This is a genomic window from Achromobacter spanius (genome assembly GCF_002812705.1).
Lineage (GTDB): Bacteria > Pseudomonadota > Gammaproteobacteria > Burkholderiales > Burkholderiaceae_B > Achromobacter > Achromobacter spanius.
Genome location: NZ_CP025030.1, coordinates 4,115,369 through 4,134,929, shown reverse-complemented (window position 1 = coordinate 4,134,929; position 19,561 = coordinate 4,115,369). Strand labels below are relative to the sequence as shown.

General features: G+C 64.0%; 18 protein-coding genes. 7 read left to right on the top strand and 11 right to left on the bottom strand.

The annotated features are described in order from the left end of the window. The first annotated feature begins 55 nt into the window (after nt 1-55). Both CVS48_RS18595 and CVS48_RS18590 read left to right on the top strand, forming a co-directional pair. Nucleotides 56-1,336, top strand: a complete 1,281-nt coding sequence (locus CVS48_RS18595) for an arsenic transporter (protein ID WP_100855725.1) — start codon at nt 56-58, stop codon at nt 1,334-1,336. A gap of 150 nt (nt 1,337-1,486) precedes the next feature. Next, nucleotides 1,487-2,323: a universal stress protein gene (locus CVS48_RS18590; protein WP_100855724.1), complete on the top strand. Its 837-nt coding sequence runs from the start codon at nt 1,487-1,489 to the stop codon at nt 2,321-2,323. 50 nt (nt 2,324-2,373) lie between these two features. Here the strand turns inward: CVS48_RS18590 and CVS48_RS18585 are convergent, their stop codons facing one another. The 5 genes from CVS48_RS18585 to CVS48_RS18565 form a co-directional block, all read right to left on the bottom strand. After that, a complete protein-coding gene (locus tag CVS48_RS18585; RefSeq protein WP_242001230.1) occupies nt 2,374-3,159 on the bottom strand; it encodes a helix-turn-helix domain-containing protein in 786 nt (261 codons plus the stop codon). A 211-nt stretch (nt 3,160-3,370) separates the two neighbouring features. Further along, nucleotides 3,371-4,024 (bottom strand): response regulator, encoded by a 654-nt coding sequence (locus CVS48_RS18580; RefSeq protein WP_100855722.1) that lies wholly within the window; start codon nt 4,022-4,024, stop codon nt 3,371-3,373. After that, complete coding sequence (locus CVS48_RS18575) at nt 4,021-5,121, bottom strand: sensor histidine kinase (protein WP_100855721.1); 1,101 nt, start codon at nt 5,119-5,121, stop codon at nt 4,021-4,023. Before CVS48_RS18575 ends, CVS48_RS18580 begins: the two co-directional genes overlap by 4 nt. Nucleotides 5,122-5,246: 125 nt before the next feature. Further along, nucleotides 5,247-5,771 carry a flavodoxin family protein gene (locus CVS48_RS18570; RefSeq protein ID WP_100855720.1) on the bottom strand — a complete coding sequence of 175 codons (525 nt, stop codon included), beginning with the start codon at nt 5,769-5,771 and terminating at the stop codon, nt 5,247-5,249. A 23-nt stretch (nt 5,772-5,794) separates the two neighbouring features. Next, nucleotides 5,795-6,232, bottom strand: a complete 438-nt coding sequence (locus tag CVS48_RS18565) for a CBS domain-containing protein (RefSeq protein WP_279629475.1) — start codon at nt 6,230-6,232, stop codon at nt 5,795-5,797. A gap of 188 nt (nt 6,233-6,420) precedes the next feature. Between CVS48_RS18565 and CVS48_RS18560 the strand changes: the two genes are divergently transcribed. Further along, a complete protein-coding gene (locus CVS48_RS18560; RefSeq protein WP_100855718.1) occupies nt 6,421-7,794 on the top strand; it encodes an MBL fold metallo-hydrolase RNA specificity domain-containing protein in 1,374 nt (457 codons plus the stop codon). A gap of 34 nt (nt 7,795-7,828) precedes the next feature. On the opposite strand, the gene CVS48_RS18555 is transcribed toward CVS48_RS18560, so the two are convergent. Both CVS48_RS18555 and CVS48_RS18550 read right to left on the bottom strand, forming a co-directional pair. Then, a complete protein-coding gene (locus tag CVS48_RS18555; RefSeq protein ID WP_100855717.1) occupies nt 7,829-8,281 on the bottom strand; it encodes a universal stress protein in 453 nt (150 codons plus the stop codon). A 42-nt stretch (nt 8,282-8,323) separates the two neighbouring features. Next, complete coding sequence (locus CVS48_RS18550) at nt 8,324-8,749, bottom strand: universal stress protein (RefSeq protein WP_100855716.1); 426 nt, start codon at nt 8,747-8,749, stop codon at nt 8,324-8,326. Between the two features lie 156 nt (nt 8,750-8,905). Here CVS48_RS18550 and CVS48_RS18545 point away from each other — a divergent pair, with 156 nt between their 5' ends. Then, nucleotides 8,906-11,650: a cation-transporting P-type ATPase gene (locus CVS48_RS18545; RefSeq protein ID WP_100855715.1), complete on the top strand. Its 2,745-nt coding sequence runs from the start codon at nt 8,906-8,908 to the stop codon at nt 11,648-11,650. A gap of 110 nt (nt 11,651-11,760) precedes the next feature. Here the strand turns inward: CVS48_RS18545 and CVS48_RS18540 are convergent, their stop codons facing one another. Continuing rightward, complete coding sequence (locus CVS48_RS18540) at nt 11,761-13,782, bottom strand: transcriptional regulator (RefSeq protein ID WP_242001232.1); 2,022 nt, start codon at nt 13,780-13,782, stop codon at nt 11,761-11,763. Between the two features lie 137 nt (nt 13,783-13,919). Between CVS48_RS18540 and CVS48_RS18535 the strand changes: the two genes are divergently transcribed. After that, a complete protein-coding gene (locus CVS48_RS18535; RefSeq protein ID WP_100855714.1) occupies nt 13,920-14,783 on the top strand; it encodes a class I SAM-dependent methyltransferase in 864 nt (287 codons plus the stop codon). A 138-nt stretch (nt 14,784-14,921) separates the two neighbouring features. Here the strand turns inward: CVS48_RS18535 and CVS48_RS29260 are convergent, their stop codons facing one another. The 3 genes from CVS48_RS29260 to CVS48_RS18520 form a co-directional block, all read right to left on the bottom strand. Beyond that, the gene (locus tag CVS48_RS29260; protein WP_126376325.1) at nt 14,922-15,374 is read right to left on the bottom strand and encodes a hypothetical protein; all 453 of its coding nucleotides are present in this window, start codon (nt 15,372-15,374) and stop codon (nt 14,922-14,924) included. After that, nucleotides 15,340-16,047 (bottom strand): hypothetical protein, encoded by a 708-nt coding sequence (locus CVS48_RS18525; RefSeq protein WP_100855712.1) that lies wholly within the window; start codon nt 16,045-16,047, stop codon nt 15,340-15,342. Before CVS48_RS18525 ends, CVS48_RS29260 begins: the two co-directional genes overlap by 35 nt. A 93-nt stretch (nt 16,048-16,140) precedes the next feature. After that, nucleotides 16,141-17,049 carry a LysR family transcriptional regulator gene (locus CVS48_RS18520; RefSeq protein ID WP_100855711.1) on the bottom strand — a complete coding sequence of 303 codons (909 nt, stop codon included), beginning with the start codon at nt 17,047-17,049 and terminating at the stop codon, nt 16,141-16,143. Between the two features lie 123 nt (nt 17,050-17,172). Between CVS48_RS18520 and CVS48_RS18515 the strand changes: the two genes are divergently transcribed. Together CVS48_RS18515 and CVS48_RS18510 are read left to right on the top strand one after the other, a co-directional pair. Then, nucleotides 17,173-18,573: a D-serine ammonia-lyase gene (locus tag CVS48_RS18515; RefSeq protein WP_100855710.1), complete on the top strand. Its 1,401-nt coding sequence runs from the start codon at nt 17,173-17,175 to the stop codon at nt 18,571-18,573. Next, a complete protein-coding gene (locus tag CVS48_RS18510) occupies nt 18,570-19,556 on the top strand; it encodes a Bug family tripartite tricarboxylate transporter substrate binding protein (RefSeq protein ID WP_100855709.1) in 987 nt (328 codons plus the stop codon). The genes CVS48_RS18515 and CVS48_RS18510 overlap by 4 nt, the downstream gene beginning before the upstream one ends. The last annotated feature ends 5 nt before the right edge of the window (nt 19,557-19,561 follow it).

Genomic DNA, 19,561 nt, shown 5'->3' with positions numbered 1-19,561 from the left:
GACATCCCTATGCCGGACATGGCGTGCCCCCCCAGTCGCCTGACGAGACGTCCGCATGTTCGCCGCAATAACGATCTTCATCCTTACCCTGATCCTGGTCATCTGGCAGCCGCGAGGTTTAGGCATCGGCTGGAGCGCCAGCTTGGGCGCGGTGCTTGCCTTGGCCGTCGGCGTGGTGCAGGTGTCGGACATTCCCGTGGTGTGGAACATCGTCTGGAACGCCACGGCCACGTTCATCGCCGTCATCATCATCAGCCTGCTGCTGGACGAGGCCGGCTTCTTTGAATGGGCCGCGCTGCATGTGGCGCGGTGGGGCAGGGGCAACGGCCGCGCCTTGTTCGCCTTGATCGTGCTGCTGGGCGCGGCGGTGGCGGCGCTGTTTGCCAACGACGGCGCCGCGCTCATCCTGACCCCGATCGTGATGGCCATGTTGCTGGCCCTGGGCTTCACGCCCGGGGCAACACTGGCATTCGTGATGGCGGCGGGCTTCATCGCCGATGCCGCCAGCCTGCCGCTGATCGTGTCGAACCTGGTGAACATCGTCTCGGCCGACTTCTTCGACATCGGCTTCAATCGCTACGCGGCGGTGATGGCGCCGGTGAACGTGGTGGCCGTGCTGGCGTCGCTGGCGGTGTTGTACCTGTACTTCAGAAAGAGCATTCCGCAGCGGTATGACCAAAGCCAACTGAAGCCGCCCGCCGCGGCCATCCGCGACCTGAATACGTTCCGGTCGGGTTGGGCGGTGCTTGCGCTGCTGCTGAGTGGTTTCTTTGGGCTGGAACCGCTGGGCGTGCCGGTCAGCGTGGTGGCAGCCGTGGGCGCAGCGATCTTGCTGCTGGTGGCCGGCCGTGGCCACAAGATCAGCACGCGCAAAGTGATCCGCGAAGCGCCGTGGCAGATCGTGGTTTTCTCGTTGGGCATGTACCTGGTGGTGTATGGCTTGCGCAATGCCGGGCTGACCCAATATCTGGCGGATTTGCTGAGCCGGTTCGCGGAGCAGGGCATCTGGACTGCGACCTTTGGCGCCGGGTTCATGGCCGCGCTGCTGTCGTCCATCATGAACAACATGCCCACGGTGCTGGTCGGCGCGCTATCCATCGATGCCAGCCAGGCAAGCGGCGCGGTGAAGGAAGCGATGATCTACGCCAACGTCATCGGCAGCGATCTGGGGCCGAAGATCACGCCGATCGGCAGTCTGGCTACCTTGCTGTGGCTGCACGTACTGGAACGCAAGGGCACGCGGATCTTTTGGGGCTACTACTTCAAGGTAGGCATTGTGCTGACGCTGCCGGTGCTGGCGTTGACGCTGGCGGCCTTGGCGATCAGGCTCGGTTAAAGACCCCCCGGTTGTGGCATGACCGGCAACGCGGATTCTGGAATTTCGTCCCCGATTTTCCGTTGATAAAGGTCAATATCGAAAGTCCAGGACGGCTCAGCATGGTTCAAGGAGGCGGGTGGCCGCCGATTGGCAACAAGGTGAGTAACCATGTTCAGCCGTATCGCGGTTCATCTGGACAATGGGGTCGACTGCGCCCGCCGCATCGACCTGGGCCTGAGCCTGGCCAAGGCGCATGACGCCCATCTGACCGGCATCTTCGCCAGCTACATGCTGCCGGGGTATTTCTACGACGCCGCCGGGCTATGGGTGCGGTCCATAGACATGGCCCGCGAAATGAACACCCGGGGCCGCGCGGCGGTCCAGGCCGCGTTCACCCAAGCCGCGCTGGCCGCGGGCGTGGCCGTGTCGTGGCGGCAAGGGGACGACGCGCCCGCTGAATGCGCGGCGCGGCATGCGCGGTGTTCGGATGTACTGATCATCAGCCAGCAAAACGCCTACGACCTGTATGCCGCAACGGGCAACAATTTTGTGGAGCAAACCTTGTTGACCGCCGGCCGGCCGGTGATCGTGCTGCCCACGGCAGGCACGTTTCCCACCATCGGCACGCGCGTCCTGTACTGCTGGGACCGGGGCAGGGAAGCCGCCCGCGCCATCGCCGATGCCGCGCCGCTGCTGCGCAACGCCCGAGCGCTGCGCGTGCTGGTCGGCACCCCGGATGCGGACGCCAAGCCTGAGGCCGGCGTGCCCTTCGAAGACTTGGCTGCCTATTGCGCCTGCCATGGTTTTCCGCAGCCCGAGCAAGAATCCAGGAACATGGACGACACCGTCATCGGCGACGCGATCCTGAGCGCGGCGGCGGATTTCAACGCGGACCTGATCGTCATGGGGGCCTACGGGCACAGCCGCATGCATGAATGGGTGCTGGGCGGGGCAACCCGTTCGCTGCTGGCCGCCATGACCGTACCGGTGCTGTTCTCGCATTAGCCAGGGCGTGGCGGGGCGTAGTAGGACACGACAAACGACGCTACGCCGCGCTACACGCTACCGACTTTCCTCAAGGCTTCCAGGTTGCGGATTTCCAGATTCCGCCTGCTGACGCTCAGCAGCGACGCCGTTTGCATCCGCCCGAAGGTTCTGCATACCGTTTCGATCGTCATGCCCAGATGGTTGGCGATGTCTTCGCGTGTCATCTTCAGCGTGAATTCGCGGGCGGAGTAGCCATTGGCCGCCATCTGCTCGGACAGGTTCACCAGAAAGCGCGCGATGCGGCCTTCGGTCGACATGCAGCCCAATGCCGTCAACAGGCGCCGGAACTGATTGACCTCTTGGGCGATCAGCTTGTTGAATTCGCGGGAGGCCACCGAGTCGTGCAGGCAATTAGACATCAGCTCGTCAAAGGGCAGCACGCAGACCAGCGAATCTTCCAACGCGATGGCATCGCACTCGTGCGCGCCCGTGGCGATGGCATCCAGCCCCAAGAGCGCGCCGGCAATCGGAAACGCCACGATCTGCTCGGAACCGGATGGGTTGGTGACGCGGATCTTCATCGACCCGGCGCGCAGGTAATACAGATTCAACAAGGAGTCGCCGGCCCGGTAAACGGATTCACCACGGTGGACCAGGCGCCAGTTGCGCGCCGTATCGTGGATAGGTTGGACGTGATTGTTGCGGCCTGGCTGGCAGATGCGCGCCATGCCGCAGAAGTCGCAATCGGCCGGCAGCCGCACCGGTCCATCGTGGATGCCGGTGCCGCGCCGCGCGGCCCCCCGGGATCCGTTGCCTGGGTAGGGGACAAGGGAAGGGATAAGGGAAGCATCCATGGCTGCGCCTCACGTCAGGTGAAGATGGCCGCCGGGTGAAAAATGGAGGTTTCACGGGCCATCTGGCACACTCCACCGCCAGTCTGCATCATCAAACCCGCTTGCACTATCAGCGCAGCCCGCCAGTTTTCAGGGGAAACAGACTACAGCTGTAGGCGTATTCCTACGGGCAAGCCTGTTTGGGCGAATACGCCGTGCGCGGAGCCGGGCATCATTTGCCTGGGCTGTCCTCGTCGTCAAACAAGTCGTGCTTGATGGCGTAGCGCACCAGGTCGGCCTGGTTGCGCAACTGCATCTTCACCAGGACTCTGCCCTTGTAGGTACTGACGGTCTTGATGCTCAGGCACAGTAGCCGCGCAATATCCGAATTACTCATGCCTGAGGCCAGATACCGGAATACGGACAGCTCCCGATCGGACAACAACAGATGAGGCAGGCCGCTGATATCGCCGTGCCGCTCGAATACGATGCTTTCGGCAAGCGACCGGCTCAGGTAGCGGCCGCCCGCCGCCACCTTGCGCACGGCCTGCACCAGCTCGTCCGCCGCGCTGTCCTTGGTCAGGTAGCCAGCCGCGCCGGCCTTGATCGCCTGCACGGCGTATTGCTGCTCGCCATGCATGGTCAGCACCAGGATCGGCACCTTGGGAAAGTCCGCCTTTATCTGGCGTATCAGGCCCACCCCGTCGCGGCCCGGCATCGACATGTCCAGCACGATCAGGTCCCAGGGCCGCAGGGCAAGCTGCCGCAGCGCTTCCGAGCCGTCTCGCGCTTCGCCCGCCACCGTGATGTCGCCCGCCTGTTCAAGCAGCCGCCTGAGCCCTTCGCGCAGCAAGGTGTGGTCGTCGGCCAGCATCAGGGTGATCAATTCATTTCCCCTGGCAAGTTCGGATGTTCGGCGGGCACCTTGGCCTCCAGGCGAAAGCCCCCTTGTTTGCGGGTGGTGATCGTGACTTCGCCATTGAGCAGCCGCACGCGCTCGCGGATGCCTTGCAAGCCCAGCGACATGGGCAGCTTCTTGGCAATGCTGTCGGGCGTTGTGCCCACGCCGTTGTCCTGCACGGTCAGGCTGCAATGGGTAGTGGTGCAGGACAGGTGCACCTGTACTTTGCTGGCCTGCGCGTGCTTGGCGATGTTGGTCAGCGCTTCCTGCACCACCCGGAAGAGGGTAGTGGCCACCCGTTTGGACGGTTCGGCCGGGCCGATTTCGATGCGGGCGTCGGTATCGATACCGTATCGCGACACAAAACCGGCCACCAACCATTCGACGGCGGCGGCCAGGCCCAGGTCATCCAACATGACCGGGCGCAGGTCGGAGGCTATGCGCCGCAACGACGCGAACGTGCTTTTGACCAAGGCGCGCATCACCTGCACACGTTCCCGCACCCGCTCGCGTGCTTCCGGGTCATTCGCGCCGATGGTGGATTCCAGTTGCGACAGTTCCATCGTCAACGCCGTCAGGCTTTGGCCCAGGTCGTCGTGCAGTTCGCGGGCAATGTGCTTTTTTTCTTGTTCGCGCACATGCAGCAAGGCATTGGACAAGCGGGTCAGTTCATCGCGCGAGGCGCGCAGCGCCTGATCGATGCGTTGCCGCTCGGTGACGTCACGCAGGAAAATGGACAGGAATACGCCGGATTCCGTATGCGTCTGCGAGATCGACGCTTCCATGGGAAATTCTTCGCCGTTGGACCTCAAGCCCCACAACGGCGCGCCCAGGCCCATTTGGCGTTCAGAGATGCCCGTGTGCTTGAAACGATCGACATGCCTGGCGTGTACCTGGCGAAAGCGCACGGGTATCAGCATGTCGAGCTTGGCGCCGATGGTGCTTGCTGAATTGCGAAGGAAGACACGTTCCGCCGCGGCGTTGAACATCACGATACGCTGCTGTTCATCAATCGTGATGATCGGCTCGGTGGCGGACTGGATGATGTCGATCAGCGGAGGTGCGCTCGACGAATTTCCCATTGCGTAGCGTTGCCCTGGACGGGGGCTGCGACAACCAGCGACGAGTCATTGCAGCACACATTGCCAGGCGAATCCAGATCGCAAAAGACCGCCCCCGGGAGGGGTAGGGCGTTTGGCTGGAGCGCTTAATCCACGGCACGCAGCACGTGGCTGTCGTCGCGACCCGCCGGGGTCGCCGCGGCCACCTGCTCTTTGAAGCGGAAAAGGGACGCATCGCATTCTTCCGCCAGCACGTCCGCCTGCTTCAACAGCAGGATCGACCGAGGCTTCTTGCCCGCCAAGGTGGCGATATCGTCGACAGCACGAAACCCGCCCACCCCCGACATGACGCAGATCACGGAATAGGCCGGCAGAAAAGACGCCTCGGTCTTCAGGAAGGCGCGCATGGGCGCGGCAAGGGAACGCAGCCAAACCGGCGCCACCAGCACCACATGGTCCAGCACATCCAGCTCGGGCCCGTCATACCGATACGCCGGGCTGCGCTTGAACAGGCTGTCCACGACACAGCGCAGGTCGCCGGACAGGCCGGCCCTGGGTTTGGCGTCCCGGATTTCCCACGCCGGCCAGCCAGACGCCGTGGCAAGGCGTTCGGCCACGGTGCGCCCCGTGCCGGAACGCGAATAAAAAATAATGGCTGTGCGCGACATCATGGCTCCTTGTTAGGGCAGCACGCTCAGGATTCCTGCGCGAGCAGGGCGCGCAGGATGTCGCGGCGGCTCACCACGCCCACCAGCTTGCCGGCGCGGGTGATGGGTACCCGCTTGATGCCGTGCTTGAGCATCACGTCAACAATCTCGGACAGGTGCGCGGTGTCGTCCAGGGTCATGACGGGGCGGCTCATCACGGCGGCGGCGGTGCGCTCGCCTAACTGCAAGCTATGCAGAAATTCCAGGTTCAACGCCTCGCCTTGCGCCAGCAGCGACAGCCAATGGTCCTTTTTTTGCTGGTGCACGCTGTCCTGGCGGCGCACCAGATCGCCTTCGCTGACCAAGCCGATCAATTCGCCGCTGTCGCCGGTCACCATGACGGCGCTGATGTTCTTGTCCAGCATCGCGTGAATAATGGTCGACACGGGTGTACTTGCACTAACGCAAAAGGGATCTTGGGACATCAGGTCGCGTGCCAGCATCATGTTTCTCCAGAACGCCAGCGTCCAAGCCTGTCCACTGTATCGTTGCTTCCATCTTGTTCCGCCGGGCGCGGTGGATATTGACTTTGGTCAAGCAAGCACGCATGTTCGCGGCGCCAGGCGGCGGCATGGCGTGCGAACCTGATCACCAATGCTGATCAGGAGGCCTGATGCCGTCGAACCCAAGATTGCGCTTTCTAGGCGCAGCGGGAACCGTCACCGGTTCGCGACACCTGCTGAATGTGCAGGGACGGCGCGTCCTGCTGGATTGCGGCCTGTTTCAGGGCGTCAAACCCTTGCGGCTGCGCAATTGGGCGCCGTTTCCCGTGCCGCCCGCCGACATCGAGGCCGTCGTGCTGTCGCACGCGCACCTGGACCATTCCGGTTACTTGCCCAGGCTGGTGCGTGAAGGGTTTCGCGGGCCGATCTATTGTTCGGAAGCCACGCGCGATCTATGCCGCATCCTGCTGCTGGACAGCGCGCACCTGCAAGAGGCGGACGCCGACTACCTCAACCGCCACGGCCTCTCGCAGCACAAGCCCGCGCTGCCGCTGTACACCGTCGCCGACGCGCAGCGTGCCATTGCCGCCTTGTGCCCGGTTGGATTCGACACCCCCCAGGACCTGCCGGCAGGACTGCGCTTTACGCTGACGCGCGCGGGCCACATCCTGGGCGCCGCCGTGGTGCAGATTGCCTACGACGGCGGCAAGCTGGTGTTTTCGGGCGACCTGGGCCGTTACAACGACCCGCTGATGCCACCGCCCCAGACGGTAAGCGAAGCCGATTACCTGATCATTGAATCCACCTACGGCAACCGGCTGCACGGCACGCAAGACGTGCTGGATACCTTGGCGGACATCATCGGCCGCACGATCGCGCGCGGCGGCACGGTCATCATTCCGTCATTCGCCGTGGGGCGTGCGCAGTTGCTGTTGTTGCACCTGCACCGCCTGAAGGCCAGCGGCCGCATCCCGGCAAGCCTGCCCATCTACCTGGACAGCCCGATGGCCAGCGCCGCCGTGGAAACCTATCTTCAACACGGGGCCGACCAGCGCCTGCCGCAAGGCGAGGCCGAAGCCGCCTATCGCGTGGCCACCTGCGTCAGCGACGTCGAAGCGTCCAAGGCGCTGGACCGTTCACCCATGCCGAAGATCATCGTTTCGGCCAGCGGCATGGCAACGGGCGGCCGCGTCATCCATCACCTGAAGCACTATGTGAGCGACCCTCGCAACACCATCTTGTTTGCCGGTTTTCAAGCGCCGGGAACGCGCGGCGCGGCCATGCTGGACGGCGTCCGCAGCGTCAAGTTCCATGGGGAATACGTACCCGTCAGGGCCGAGCTGGACAACTTGTCGATGCTGTCCGCCCATGCCGATGCGGACGAGATCCTGCAATGGCTGAGCGGGTTTACCCGAGCACCGAAAGACACCTACATCGTGCATGGCGAGCCCGCGGCGGCGGACGCGCTGCGGCTGTGCATCAAAGATGAACTGGGCTGGCGCTGCCATGCGGTGGAGCAGGGCGAGGACGTGGAACTGAAATAGGCGACGCCCGCAAGGCTTCGCAGCCCGCCCCGCGCTAGGCTTCCGGCGCCCGTACCAGCAACACCGGCACCGCCGCGCCGCGCATGATGGTCTCGGCGCTGCTGCCCAGCACCGCCCGGCGCACCCCGCGACGCCCGTGGGTGCCCAGGACGATCAAGTCCGCCTTCCAATCGTCGGCTTCGTCCATGACGCGCTGGTGGACGGTGCGGTCCAGGTTCTCGTACAGCACGCTGTCGGCCTCAACGCCAGCCGCGCGCGCGGTGTTCACGGCGGTCTCAAGCAGCTTGGCGCCGTTCTTTCGCGTCAGGTCCAGGAGTTCTCCCGCGTGATAGCTGTAGGCATCCACGGTCAGCGCGAACGACAGCTCATCCACAACATGAATCATGCGCAGGCTTGCTTGCATCAGTTGCGCCATGCGTATGGCTTCCTTCAAGCCCGCCTCGGCGGTGGGGCTTCCATCGATGGGTACCAGGATACGTTTGTACATGTTGGATCTCCGGCAACGCAGGGCGCGGGCAACGGCCTCACGCTAGTTGATAAGCACCACCGGGATATGGGTGGTGTGCAGCACCTTCATCGCCACTGAGCCCAGCAACAGGCTGCCCGCCGCGCCCAGCCCGCGCGAGCCCATGACGATGTGGTCGCAGTGCTGTTCGGTGGCGTAGGCCTTGATGGTGTCGGCCACGTTGCCCACCCGCAGCTCGGCCTGGTACATGACGCCGGCGGTATCCAGCGTGTCTTTCGCTTTCGCCAGGGCCATTTTGGCTTCGTCTTCGTAGTATTCCTGGATGGCGTCCGCCGAAATGAAGGTCAGTACCGTGCCGGACACGATCGGAAGCTGCACGTTCAGCAAGTGGATGGTGCAGGGACCATATTCGCGCACGCGGTCGATCATGTAGCGCACGGCCCGCAGGGAGTTGTCCGAGCCGTCGACGGGGATGAGTACGTTCTTCATGGTGTCTCCAAGAGTTAAGGGGGGCTTGCCGTAGTGGGAATGACCGCCTGCTATCAGCATGATCCAGCCCTCAGGCACGGTGTTGATCCACGTCAAACTTCTTCAAGCTGGCCGTGCGATGCTTGGGTGACAGTCCCCGGCACAGGAATCCAGCCCATGCAAGACGCCGCGCAAGAACAGAACGGTTCCCCCTGGCACGCACAAGCGGGCGACCAGGTGTTGGCCAAATTAAAGGCCACGCCCACGGGCTTGGAGCAGGCCGAGGCCGAATCCAGACTGGCCACCTTCGGCCCAAACCGGCTGCCGGTTGCGCGCCAGCGCGGCATGCTCAGCCGCTTTCTTGCACAGTTCCACAACGTGCTTATCTACGTGCTGCTGGGTTCGGCCGCCATCACCGCGTTTCTGGGACATGGCGTCGACACTGGCGTCATCCTGGCCGTGGTCCTGGCGAATGCCGCCATCGGCTTTATTCAGGAAGGCAAGGCAGAGAAAGCCATGACGTCCATCCGCCAGATGCTGGCGCCGCGCGCGAATGTGTTGCGCGACGGCGAGCGCCGCAGCATCGCGGGCGAGACCCTGGTGCCCGGCGATATCGTGCTGCTGGAAGCAGGCGACCGGGTTCCGGCAGACCTACGCCTGCTGGCGGCGCATTCCCTGCGGGTACAGGAAGCCGTGCTGACCGGGGAATCCATGCCCGTGGAAAAGCACATAGACCCCGTCACCACGGACGCGGCGCTGGGCGACCGCTGGCCCATGGCCTATTGCGGCACGCTGGTGGCGGCCGGGCAGGGCAGAGGGGTGGTGGTGGCCACCGGCCTGCACACGGAAATTGGGCGGATCAGCACACTGCTGGACACGGTGCAAACGCTGACCACGCCCCTGGTCAAGCAAATGGATGGCTTTGGCAGGTGGCTGACCGCCGTGATACTTGCCGTTGCCGCGCTGCTGCTGGTGCATGGCTATTTCGTCCATGGCTACGAGTTCACCGAACTGTTCATGGCGGTGGTCGGCCTGTCGGTCGCGGCAATTCCGGAAGGGCTGCCGGCGGTGCTGACCATCACCCTGGCCATCGGCGTGCAGGCAATGGCCAGGCGCAACACCATCGTGCGGCGTCTGCCCGCCATTGAAACGATAGGCGCCGTGTCCGTCATCTGCACCGACAAGACCGGCACCTTGACCCGCAATGAAATGGTCGTGGCCACGGTCTTGACCCCGCAACACGTCTTGGCGCTGGACGGCGTGGGCTACGAACCCAAAGGGCGCATCCTGCTTGATGGGCTTGTCGTGGATGCGTCGAACCACGACGTGTTGCAAGAACTGGCACGCGCCGGCACGCTGTGCAACGACGCTGCGCTGCGCCAACATGAGGGCGCTTGGATGGTCGAGGGCGACCCGATGGAAGGCGCGCTGCTGGCGTTCTCGGAAAAGGCCGGGACGGATGTCCAGAGGCTTCGGGCGGGCTGGACGCGCACGGACGCCATCGCATTCGACTCGCAGACGCGCTTCATGGCAACGCTATGCCACGACCATCAGCGGCAAGCCTTCATCTATGTGAAGGGCGCGCCGGAACGCATATTGGCCATGTGCGCCAACCAGCGCGCGGCCGATGGCGGCGTCGAACCACTGAACACCCCCTACTGGCACGCGGAATCCGACCGCATCGCCGCCAGCGGCCAACGCCTGCTTGGCTTTGCGGTGCAGTCCATGAAGCCCACGCATACCGTGCTTGAGAACAGCGATGTCGACGGAACCTTGACGCTGTTGGGCATGGTGGGAATGATTGACCCGCCCAGAGCCGAGGCCATCGAGGCCGTGCGTGCCTGCCGCGCGGCCGGCATCCGCGTCAAGATGATTACCGGCGACCACGCCAAGACCGCCGCCGCCATCGGCGCGCAGATCGGCCTGCAAGACACCCGCACCGTGTTGACCGGCGCCGACCTGGACGGCCTGAGCGACGCCGCGTTGCGGCAGGCCGTCCAAGATTGCGACATCTTCGCCCGCACCAGCCCCGAACATAAACTGCGGCTGGTGATGGCCCTGCAATCGCAAGGCATGATCGTCGCGATGACCGGCGACGGCGTCAACGACGCCCCGGCGCTACGTCGCGCCGACGTCGGCATCGCGATGGGAGAGAAGGGCAGCGAGGCCGCCAAGGAAGCGGCTGAACTGGTGCTGGTGGAAGAGAACTTCGCGTCCATCGTCGCCGCCGTGCGCGAAGGCCGAACCGTCTACGACAACATCAAGAAGGTGGTTAGCTGGACGCTGCCGACCAACACGGGCGAAGCCCTGACGGTCATTGTGGCGTTGCTGGCCGGCACCAGCCTGCCTGTCACGCCAATCCAGATTCTGTGGGTCAACCTGATCACCGGGGTCACGCTAGGCCTGGCCTTGGCCTTTGAACCCACGGAAGAAAACACCATGCGTCGGCCCCCGCGCGCGCCCGGCACACCGTTGATCGGGGGTGAACTGGCCTGGCACATCTTGTTCGTCAGCGCGTTGTTCTTGATCGCCGTGTTCGGCGTCTTTCACTACGCCAACGCGCGGGGCTGCTCGATGGCGCTGGCGCACACCATGGCGTTCAACACGCTGGTGGTCATGGAGATCTTCCATCTGTTCTTCGTCCGGAATATCTACGGGACGTCGCTGACGTGGAAGGCCGTGGCCGGTACGAAGGTGGTTTGGGCGATGGTGATAGCCGTGACGGCGGCGCAGTTCGCGGTCACGTACTTGCCGCCGATGCAGGTCATCTTCGGCACGGAGTCGGTGCCGGTGTGGGATGGGGTGTTGATCGTGGGCGTCGGCGTGGTGTTGTTCGCGGTGCTGGAGGTTGAGAAGCAGATTCGGTTGGGGCTCAGGCGGGCCAGGGCCGGAACAAGTACCAGGAAGAAGGTTCTGGCTTAGAAAGACGTTGCTGGAGGGGTGGAATGACGTTGGATGGCAGCTTGGCGCTGGGGCAAGCAGGACTCTTGATCCATTTCATACTTTACATAATACACATTATGCGATTTCCATTAAGCCAAGCCGATCTTCATTGCCGCTAGCCTGAACAAGCCCTCCGCATCCGTCGTCAACCGGAACGCATTCAACAAATCCGCTACCCGATACGCGGGATTTGCCTGATGAATCAAGGCCACAAAACCCAGCGCCTCGTCCTGCCTGTCAGCCAGCGCCAAACAATGTGCCGCGATCGCCAATATATGTACGTGGGCATTCGGACGCATGGCCGCCTTCACCGCCCAGTCGGCGGCTTCCGCGATTCTTCCCAATCGGACCAGCGCCAGCGCGCGCACGGCCAACATGCCGAATAACAAGGGGTCAAAGGGGCTTAGATGGCGTGAATGATCGGCCGAGCCGATTGCCGCCTGCGCATCGCCCGATTGGCAATGGACGAAGCCCAAGGTGTAGTGCCCCAGCGCAAAATTCGGGCTTAAGTCCACCGCGCGCTGCAATTCGGCCAGCGATGGGTCCTGGCTGCCGCGCAGCCACAGCGCCCGGCCCATGGCCCAATGCGCGGCGGGGTCCCGCTCGTCGGCAGTCAAGCTTTGACCCGCCGCTTTGTACGCCAGATCCATCGACAGGCGCTGCTCGCCCCAATGTTGGAATGCGTCCTGCCAATGCGTGAACGACAGCCCGGCGTACGCGCGGGAATACGTCGGGTCCAGCCGCACCGCCATCTGGAAGAAACGTCTTGCCTGCGCGTTGTCCGCTTGGTTGAAGCGGTACATGTGCCAAAGGCCGCGATGGTGCGCCGACCAGGCGTCCAGCGAATTGGGTGGCATGAGGATGGCGCGATCGCGCTCGGCGGATTCAACTTCGATTTCCACCGAGGCAACGATCCGGTTGCCGATGTCATCCAGCGCGACAAAGGCGTCGTCCAGCGGGTGGTCGAAGGTTTCCGCCCACACGATGCGAGCGGTCCGGGCTTGGACCAGCGCCACGTCAACGATGATCCGCTTGGCGTGCCGGCGCAACCTGCCGCTGACCACGAAGTCCACATTCAACGTTCGGCCGGCCTCTTCCGGCCCCACGCTGCGCTGATCCAGGGCGAATACGGTGCCCTGCGCAATGACGAACAGGCTGCGCAGCTTGGCCAGGCGGGTGATGATGTCGTAGGCCAACCCATCGCCCAGCCCTCCCCGCACACCGTCACGCGCCGATGCGTCCGCGAAAGGCATGACCGCGATCGAGGCGCGTCGGGTTTGGTCCTGGCCCTCTTCTGACGGCGCGGCCTGCGTTGCGATGCCGGGCGCTGCTGCCGGCGCCAGCCGCAACTGCCGCCATGCATCCCGCAACGGACGCCAATCCAGCCCTTCGTCTTCAAACGCGCGAATCGCGGCAGCCAGGTGCTCTTCGCCTTCGCGTAGCTGTTTGCGCGCGCTAAGCGATTGCAGCATCAGCACATGCGCGTGCCGGTCGAACGGCGCAAGCCGCAGCCACTGGTCCAGGCTGTCGTAGCGCTCTTCGGATCCGTCCGGCAGCGTCGCGGCCAGGTGTTCCAGCACCGCCGCCTGGCAGGCTCTGAACCGCCGCCGTTGCGCCACCAGCCAGCTATCGAACATCGGGCAGGATCGGATCTGCAATCCGTCCAGAAAATCTCCGCCAAACAGCGCCGCCAGCGTGCGCAGTCGCTCCATCTCGACGTTGTTGATGCCCTGCCGCATCGCCAGTTCGATGTCGATCACATCAACACGGCAATCGTGCAGGTCCAGCATGACGCTGTCTTGAGCCGCCTGGACGCGGGGGTGGCTCGGATCGTCCAACAAGGTTCTTGCTTTGCTGAGACACCAGCGCAGTTCACCGCGCGGATCATTCGGCACGTCCCAGAGCAGTTCACACAGATGCGCGCGGGAAACGGGGTGCGAGGCGAGCGCCAGGTAGGCCACCAGCGCACGCAGCTTGCGGGAGGGCGGCAACGGCAAGGCAACGCCCGCCCGGCTGATGGTGGTTGGCCCCAGAAGTTGAATACGAATGACGGCGCCGTCTTGGGGAAACCCCTCCCCGCCAGCCGCGTCGGATTCCACGGCGGCTACCACGCTTGCCTCCACGCGCCCGCTCTACGGTTGAGTGCCGATTGCACGAACCGCGCAAGCTCTTGGGCCCCTGCCCGCGCATCGGCGCCGTGCCGGCGATGTTCGCCAGCACGCTTCCCTTGCCTTGATGGAGACAGACCATGTCCGCATCCGATATTGCCGCCGTTCCCGACGCGCCAACTTCCGCGCCGCCTTCCGCCCCACCCACCCTTGCCGCCGTGAAGACCCGGCAGCAAGCCACCTGGTCTTCCGGAGACTATGCCGTTATCGGCACCACGCTTCAGATCGTGGGCGAACAACTGTGCGAAGCCCTTGATGTCCGCGCCGGCCAAAAGGTGCTTGATGTGGCCGCGGGTAACGGCAACGTGTCGCTGGCCGCCGCGCGGCGTTGGTGCGAGGTGACGTCGACCGACTATGTGCCCGCGTTGCTGAGCCGTGGCCGCGAGCGCGCCGCCGCCGAACGGCTGAAGATTGAGTTTCAAGAAGCCGATGCCGAAGCCCTGCCCTTCGCGCCAGGCAGCTTTGACGCCGTGGTTTCCACCTTCGGCGTGATGTTCACGGCCGACCAGGACAAGGCCGCCGCCGAACTGCTGCGCGTATGCCGCTCGGGCGGCAAGATCGGCTTGGCCAATTGGACGCCGGAAAGCTTCGTGGGCCAGGTCTTCAAGACCATTGGCAAGCATGTGCCGCCACCAGCCGGCGTCAAGTCGCCCGCGCTGTGGGGCACCCGGGCGCGCATCGACGAGATGTTTGGCGCTGATGCCTTGGCGATACAGGTGCAAGCGCGGCACTTCGTGTTCCGCTATCTCTCGCCAGCGCATTTCGTGCAGATCTTCAGAAGCTATTACGGCCCGGTCCTCAAGGCGTTTTCCATGCTGGAGCCCGCCGCGCAGGCCGCTCTGGAAAGCGATTTGCTGGCGCAAATAGACCGGTTCAATCGCTCTGGCGACGCGACCGTGGTGATGCCCAGTGAGTATCTTGAAATCGTGATCACCCGTCGGTGACGGGCATACCGTCCCGGCCCGGCTATCGCTAGAAAAACCCATGCGGGGAAAATCCGAGTGGGTAGCAAGCAGCAGATGGTCCATGGCGCGATGGTTGTATCCGGGGAAGCACTGGTACGTGTCTCCCCGGTCGAGCATTCAATACCAAGCGGGTGGCAGACTGAGGTTCACCCCAAGCTGCTCGGCTTTTTTCAACGCACGGGGCATGTCGAAGTACATGGAGGGTCTAAGAAGGCGAAGCGATTGAATCGGCGGAGCAAGCAATAAGCGATCACGAATCGAAGCTAGAAAAACCTCTTGCAGGCGTTCGTCGTCAGCCACGCCGGCCAGCGCGAGTCTGAACTCGTGAATCGCAACGATATATTCCGGCGGCTTTGGTTTGTTGAGCAAACAAATAAGCCACGCTCTATGGGTAGGAGTCGCTCCGCCCTGCTCCGAAGCGGTTCTAAATCGGCGGCCGTTCCGCACTCGAACAATGCGAGGCTTTCGCTCCAAGCCGATGAGCGTATTCACCATCCATGAAAAATCCTCAATCCTCTCTCCCGAGGCAACGGACTTAAGGATCAACTCCGCAAGTTGTTCGTTGTGCATGGTCTTTGTCCCGATCGGTGTAGACAACTGCACGCAGTTTGTTCTTATCCAGGCAGAACACAATCTGCGACGTTTTCCCGCTGTATTCCAACCTTTGCGCAGTGGCCGTATCGGGCTCACCCCACACTTTGAATATGACTTCGCGACTGGTGCCCAGCTCAGGAATTGGACGCTCGATGGATACCGTTCCAATCCCATGGGCAAGCTGCGGCGCTGGAGAGCGTGCTTGAATCGAATAAGCGGCCAAAGCCACCACTGTGCACGCCAGAAAAGCGATCAGGCTGGAATACTGACATCCCATCGCCGCCGGCAATCCGATACGTCCGCCTCCCAGGATGACTTTGCCCGTGGCCGGGTCCTTCGGCGCGTCAAGCAGCAGCGTGTAGACCACGTATGCGCCGACAAACAGTGAAAGAACCGCCAGCATCATTGCCGATAAGAGCAGATCTGCCACCCAGGGACTCACCTCGCTCTTCAAGACTTCTTGCATGAACGCCGCATCCAGCGGTATGCCTATTGCCAATACAGAGATCGCCGTGACGAAAGGCAGGGCAGCCTTATCAGGGTCCAAAAGCACCGTTTTAGATTTACCCCGCCATGCCCACGCAGTCGTGCTTGTCAGCAGGGCTACGACGATCGGCGGCAGCAGCAACGCAGTCCAACTGATGTCCATTTTTGCCTCCGACAAGATGCCGTATGACGCACGATCGTCCGCGCCCGGAACGATGTCAAGCCCCCTAGCTGACTGAGGCTGCCAAACGTCGCATCATTCCGCATCCAACTGCGTGCGCAGGCTGGCGATGAACGCCTTGGCCGCTTCCGGCAGCACACGCCCGGCCAGCGTCTGCACTTCAAAGTGGCGTTCGTTCATTTCGCGATCGCGCAGCGGCACGGCCACCACCTGTTTGCCGCGCAGCCGATAGCGGATGGCCAATTCGCCGCAGAACGCCACGCCGCCGCCCGCCCCGGCAAACGCCACCAGCGCGTCGACGCTGCGGCTGGAGAACACGGGCTCGCACTGCAATTGCTGGCGGCTGCAACTGATGTCGATCAATTGCCGCAAGGTGGAATCGGCGTCCGGCAAGGCCAGCGGATAGGCCATCAATTGCGCCAGCGACACGTCGGCGCGGCGCGCCAGCGGATGGTCGGCGGCCACCACCGCGCGCACGGGCGCGGGCATGCGCAGTTCCACTTGCATGTCGCGGTGCGAGGTCAGGCCCAGCGTAATGCCGATGTCGGCCGCGCCATCGCGCACCCGCGCCGGCACCTCGCGCTGCGAACACACCTCCAGCGTGAAGCGGATGCCGGCGTATTGCTTGCGGAATTCCGCGATGGCGGCCGGCACCACGTCGTGCACGAAACCTTCGGTACAGACGACCCGCACCAGCCCCTGGCGCAAACCGCGCAGGCCCATGATTTCGCCGCTGACGCGCTCTACGTCCTGCTGCGCGCGCTTGGCGTGCGCCGCCAGTAATTCGCCGGCGGCGTTCAAGACCATGCCGCGCGATCGGCGTTCGAACAGCAAGGTGCCCAGCTCGCGCTCCAGCCGCGCAATCTGGCGGCTGACCGCCGACGGCGCCACTTCCAGCTTTTCCGCCGCCACGCTGACAGAGCCGCAGCGCGCCACTTCCAGGAAGTAGCGAACGGCCATTTCTTGCAGGACTTGCACGTTCATCGGGTTTCCCCTTGGTTTGCGTTAAGCGCAACGAACAATTCTAACAACGCATATTGCCGCAACGCTAAAGCCGAGCCTAGGATGTGACCGTTCGATGACGTTTTTCATTTTGCAACCGTGTTCATGCCACCGTCCCACGCCTCCGTTTCCTCTTTGTCCTTGCAAGCGCTGCGTGCCGCGCGGCCTGCGTTGTGGACCCGTTCCGACAAGGCTGCCGCACTAGCCGCCGCACTAGCCGCCGCACCCTTTCGCTTGGCCGACGTACAAGCCGCGCATGACCGCTTTGCGCGTTTTGCGCCCTTGCTGGCGCAGTTGTTTCCGGAACTGAAGGCGTCGGCCGGCGTGATCGAATCGCCGCTGCTTGAGGCCGCCGCCATGCAACAGGCGCTGGGCTTGCCGTTGGCATCGGGGCGGCTGTGGTTGAAGGCCGATCACGCCCTGCCGGTGGCCGGCTCGATCAAGGCGCGCGGCGGCATTCACGAAGTGTTGGAATTCACCGAAAAGCTGGCGCTGGAACGCGGCCTGATCGCGCCGGGCGACGACTATCGCAAGCTAGGCACGCCAGAGGCGCGCGCCTGTTTTGCGCAGTACCAGGTGGCCGTGGGCTCGACCGGCAACCTGGGCCTGTCGATCGGCGTGATCGCGTCGGCGCTGGGGTTTCGTGCCGCCGTGCACATGTCTTCGGATGCCAAGGAATGGAAGAAGGCGCGCCTGCGCGCCCGTGGCGTCGAAGTGGTCGAGCATCAGGGGGATTACGAAAAAGCCGTGGCGGCTGGCCGCCGCCAGGTCGAGGCCGACCCGCACGGCTATTTTGTTGACGACGAACGCTCGGCGTCGTTGTTCCTGGGTTATGCCGCCGCCGCGCTGGCGCTGCGTGACCAGCTTGCGCAGGCCGGCATCGTGGTCGACGCCGAGCATCCGCTGTTTGTTTACCTGCCGTGTGGCGTGGGTGGCGCGCCGGGCGGCATCGCCTTCGGCCTGTCGCTGCTGTTCGGTGCGCACGTGCATTGCTTCTTTGCCGAGCCGGTACAGTCGCCCTGCTTTCTGCTGCGCATGATGGCCGGCAACGGGGAATTGCCCGGCGTGCCGGTGCCGCCGTCCGTCTACGACATCGGGCTGACCAACCAGACCGAGGCCGATGGCCTGGCCGTGCCGCGTGCGTCCGAACTGGCGTATGACGCGGTCGGCCACTTGCTGGCCGGCGTCTACACAGTGGCGGACGACACGCTCTACGGGGATCTTGCGCGCCTGCATGACAGCGAAGGCTTGCGCATCGAGCCGTCGGCCGCCGCAGGTTTTTCCGGGCCGCGCCTGTTGCTGGGCAGCATCGCGGGCCAGCAATGGCTGCGCCAACGCAAGCTGCTGCCGCACCTGCCGCGCGCCACGCATCTGGCCTGGACCACGGGCGGGCTGTTCGTGCCGACCGAAGAGTACGACCGATTTCTGAACCGCGGGCAAGGACTCGCGGCAACTCCCCAGGCGCCGACAGACGCGCCCTCTCTCCACCACTCTTGTCGAGCATGACCATGAAGACTCCCCTGATCGCCCTTTCCGTCGCCTTGGCCGGCGCCTTCGCCATTCCCGCCGTGGCCAGCGCGCAGAATGCCTACCCGACGCGCCCTGTCACCCTGGTGGTGCCCTTCCCGCCCGGTGGCGCCACTGACGTGCTGGGCCGCGTCATCGCGCAAAAGCTCGGCCAGGAATTGGGCCAGACCATCGTGGTGGAAAACCGCGCCGGCGCGGGCACCGCAATCGGCGCCGGCTTCGTGGCCAAGGCCGCGCCCGATGGCTACACGCTGCTGGTCAGTTCCGGCACCACCTTCACGGTCAACCCCGCCATTCAGAAAAAGCTGCCCTACGACCCGGTCAAGAGCTTCGAGCCGATCGGCATCGTCGGCCGCACCGGCCTGGCGCTGTTGGCCAACCCGAACGTGCCGGTCAAGAACCTGAAGGAACTGGTGGCCTACGCCAAGGAACGCAGCAAGGAACCGCCCGCCTATGGTTCGTTTGGCGCCGGCACCACCGCGCACTTCGTCGGTGCAGCCTTCCTGTCGGCCGCCGATATCCAGATGATCCACGTGCCCTACAAGGGCAGTGCCCCCGCCATGACCGACCTGATCGGCGGCCAGATTCCGTTCTCGGTTGACACCGTGGCGGCCGCGCTGCCGCAAAGCAAGCAAGGCAAGGTGCGCGTGCTGGCCGTGTCGGCCCCCGCGCGGTCTAGCTTCCTGCCCGACGTGCCGACTTTTGCCGAACAGGGCTATCCGTCGGTGGCCATGGACACCTGGCTGATGGTCGCCGCCCCGCGCGGCCTGCCCGCCGACGTGAAGACCAAGCTTGAAACCGCCTTGCGCGCCACGGTCGCGTCGCCCGACGTGCGCAAGAGCCTTGAGGCGCAGGGCTTTGAAGCGGCCTTCTCCAGCGCCGCCGAGGGCGAAGCGCTGATCCAGAAAGAACTGCCGCAGATGCGTGACGTCGCGCAGCGCGCCAACATCACGATCGATTAAAGGAA

Excerpts from the sequence above, each read along its gene's own strand:
- CVS48_RS18595 (WP_100855725.1), top strand. The coding sequence starts at position 56 with ATGTTCGCCGCAATAACGATCTTCATCCTTACCCTGATCCTGGTCATC.
- CVS48_RS18590 (WP_100855724.1), top strand. The coding sequence starts at position 1,487 with ATGTTCAGCCGTATCGCGGTTCATCTGGACAATGGGGTCGACTGCGCC.
- CVS48_RS18585 (WP_242001230.1), bottom strand. The coding sequence starts at position 3,159 with ATGGATGCTTCCCTTATCCCTTCCCTTGTCCCCTACCCAGGCAACGGA.
- CVS48_RS18575 (WP_100855721.1), bottom strand. The coding sequence starts at position 5,121 with ATGGGAAATTCGTCGAGCGCACCTCCGCTGATCGACATCATCCAGTCC.
- CVS48_RS18570 (WP_100855720.1), bottom strand. The coding sequence starts at position 5,771 with ATGATGTCGCGCACAGCCATTATTTTTTATTCGCGTTCCGGCACGGGG.
- CVS48_RS18565 (WP_279629475.1), bottom strand. The coding sequence starts at position 6,232 with ATGTCCCAAGATCCCTTTTGCGTTAGTGCAAGTACACCCGTGTCGACC.
- CVS48_RS18560 (WP_100855718.1), top strand. The coding sequence starts at position 6,421 with ATGCCGTCGAACCCAAGATTGCGCTTTCTAGGCGCAGCGGGAACCGTC.
- CVS48_RS18555 (WP_100855717.1), bottom strand. The coding sequence starts at position 8,281 with ATGTACAAACGTATCCTGGTACCCATCGATGGAAGCCCCACCGCCGAG.
- CVS48_RS18550 (WP_100855716.1), bottom strand. The coding sequence starts at position 8,749 with ATGAAGAACGTACTCATCCCCGTCGACGGCTCGGACAACTCCCTGCGG.
- CVS48_RS18545 (WP_100855715.1), top strand. The coding sequence starts at position 8,906 with ATGCAAGACGCCGCGCAAGAACAGAACGGTTCCCCCTGGCACGCACAA.
- CVS48_RS18535 (WP_100855714.1), top strand. The coding sequence starts at position 13,920 with ATGTCCGCATCCGATATTGCCGCCGTTCCCGACGCGCCAACTTCCGCG.
- CVS48_RS29260 (WP_126376325.1), bottom strand. The coding sequence starts at position 15,374 with ATGCACAACGAACAACTTGCGGAGTTGATCCTTAAGTCCGTTGCCTCG.
- CVS48_RS18525 (WP_100855712.1), bottom strand. The coding sequence starts at position 16,047 with ATGGACATCAGTTGGACTGCGTTGCTGCTGCCGCCGATCGTCGTAGCC.
- CVS48_RS18520 (WP_100855711.1), bottom strand. The coding sequence starts at position 17,049 with ATGAACGTGCAAGTCCTGCAAGAAATGGCCGTTCGCTACTTCCTGGAA.
- CVS48_RS18515 (WP_100855710.1), top strand. The coding sequence starts at position 17,173 with ATGCCACCGTCCCACGCCTCCGTTTCCTCTTTGTCCTTGCAAGCGCTG.
- CVS48_RS18510 (WP_100855709.1), top strand. The coding sequence starts at position 18,570 with ATGACCATGAAGACTCCCCTGATCGCCCTTTCCGTCGCCTTGGCCGGC.